The organism is Nocardia carnea (genome assembly GCF_029868325.1).
GTDB classification, from domain to species: Bacteria; Actinomycetota; Actinomycetes; order Mycobacteriales; family Mycobacteriaceae; genus Nocardia; species Nocardia carnea_C.
In genome coordinates, this window is sequence record NZ_JARWNW010000286.1 from 1 (window position 1) to 1,959 (window position 1,959).

The following is a 1,959-nucleotide window of genomic DNA, read 5'->3' on the forward strand; positions in this document are numbered from 1 at the left end:
CGCATGCGCCGACCATGTGGTGAACCGCTGGGCGGCGGCCGCTACGACAAAAGGGGCAGGGTATGACGGCAACGGGAGACAAACCACTGCGCGGGCGGACGATGATCATGTCCGGCGGCAGCCGGGGCATCGGCCTGGAGACCGCCCCGCGGGCCGGCCCCGCCGGCGCGAAAAACCCCTTCCCCCCCAAACCCGATCCGCCGCACCCCAAACCCCCCCCCCCCCACCCCCCCGGGGCGGGCCCGCGGCAATACTGCGTCGTAGTAGCGGCCCGGCTGCAGGCCGGACGGCGGAAGTACCTGACGCTCCCACCGAGTCGTCGACACCGGCGCTCTTCGTGACACCCGCACTCTGTCGTGACGTGGCCTCTGTCGTGACGGTGGGGCCGAATCCAGTTCGCGAACGCACCCCCCGCCGCGGCTGCGGGTCGGTGCCGTGCAGGGCGATGCCTATTTCGGCCATACCCGGTGGTGTGGGCGGGCCCTGGATTTCTGGCCTGCCCGACCAGGTCGGCGAATACGCTGCAGTGCGTCCTCGCAGAGTCTGCGCCTATCGCGCCCGGGCCGGGCACAAGACCGGACCCGACTGCCGTCCGGTCCCGCGACGGTCCGGCGCTGCGTGCGGTACGGACAGCTCAGCGCAGCAGCGGTTCGAGTTCCGCGGCGGCCTCGGCGCCGTAGGCCTCACCGAGCCGTTTCAGGGCGGCGTCGGCGTCCAGCGTCCATTCCTGGGTGCCGACGGTTTCCAGGACCAGTACCGCGATCAGCGAGCCGAGCTGGGCCGAGCGCTGCAGGCTCAGGCCCGAGGTGTGACCGGTGAGGAAGCCGGCCCGGAAGGCATCGCCGACGCCGGTCGGATCGACCTTGGCCGTCTCCGGTACCGCCTCGACCCTCACCTCGGTGCCGTCGGTATCGACCACCAGCACGCCGTCCTTGCCGAGGGTGGTGACCCGCACTCCGACCCGGGCAGCGATCTCCTCCTCGGTGAGGCCGGTCTTCTGCTTGAGCAGGCCCCATTCGTATTCGTTGGTGAACAGGTAGGTGCAGCCCTCGATGAGCTGGACGGCCTGGTCGCCGTCGAGGCGGGCCAGCTGCTGGGAGGGGTCCGCGGCGAAGGGCACGTGCAGTTCGCGGCATTCGGCCGTGTGCCGCAGCATGGCCTCGGGATCGTTCGCGCCGATCAGCACCAGGTCGAGGGTGCGCTGTTCGGCCAGCGCGGTCAGCGAGATATCGCTGGCCTCACTCATCGCCCCGGGATAGAAGGAGGCGATCTGGGCCATATCCTCGTCGGTGGTGCAGACGAAGCGCGCGGTATGCGCGGTCTCGGAGACCCGGACCGCCGAACAGTCGACTCCGCTGCCCTCGAGCCAGGCGCGGTAGTCGTCGAAATCGCGGCCCACCGCGCCGATCAGCAGCGGTGTACGGCCGAGTAGACCCATGGCGTAGGCGATATTGCCGCCCACGCCGCCCCGCCGGACGACCAGATCGTCGACGAGGAAACTCAGCGAGACATGCTCGAGCTGATCGGGCAGCAGTGCGTCGGCGAAGCGGCCGGGGAAACGCATGAGATGGTCGGTCGCGACGGACGCGGATACAGCTATGGACACGTAAGTGGGCCCCTTCGGAATCAGCGCGAACAGATAGTGAACGGGGCCTTGCCCCCGCTGAATTACCGTATCAATTGGATGGGCCTACGACTATGTGTCGTAAACAGTGTTTATCCCGCGCCACTGCGGGCAACACCCAGCTCCGACCCGCAAGCCGGGTTGACCCAGCCGACGAGAGGCAGCACTGTCAAGCCGTCGACGAAGATATCGATTCATCACGCTGACACCAGCCAGGGCCTGACATCGGCGCGGCTGGGCGTTGGCGTCGCCCCTCCCCCGCCCCGGAGCCGTGGGGTGGGCGACGGGCGCGGCGCCCCCCCAACCGGTTAGGCTGGTGGCCCGAAGGTGCCCAC

The 1,959-nt window shown here is 69.2% G+C and carries 1 protein-coding gene; it reads right to left on the reverse strand.

Annotated features, from left to right (window positions below; translation table 11 throughout):
- Positions 1 to 634: 634 nt before the first annotated feature.
- Positions 635 to 1,606: a carbohydrate kinase family protein gene (locus QH196_RS27430; RefSeq protein ID WP_280418732.1), complete on the reverse strand. Its 972-nt coding sequence runs from the start codon at positions 1,604 to 1,606 to the stop codon at positions 635 to 637.
- Between the last annotated feature and the right edge of the window lie 353 nt (positions 1,607 to 1,959).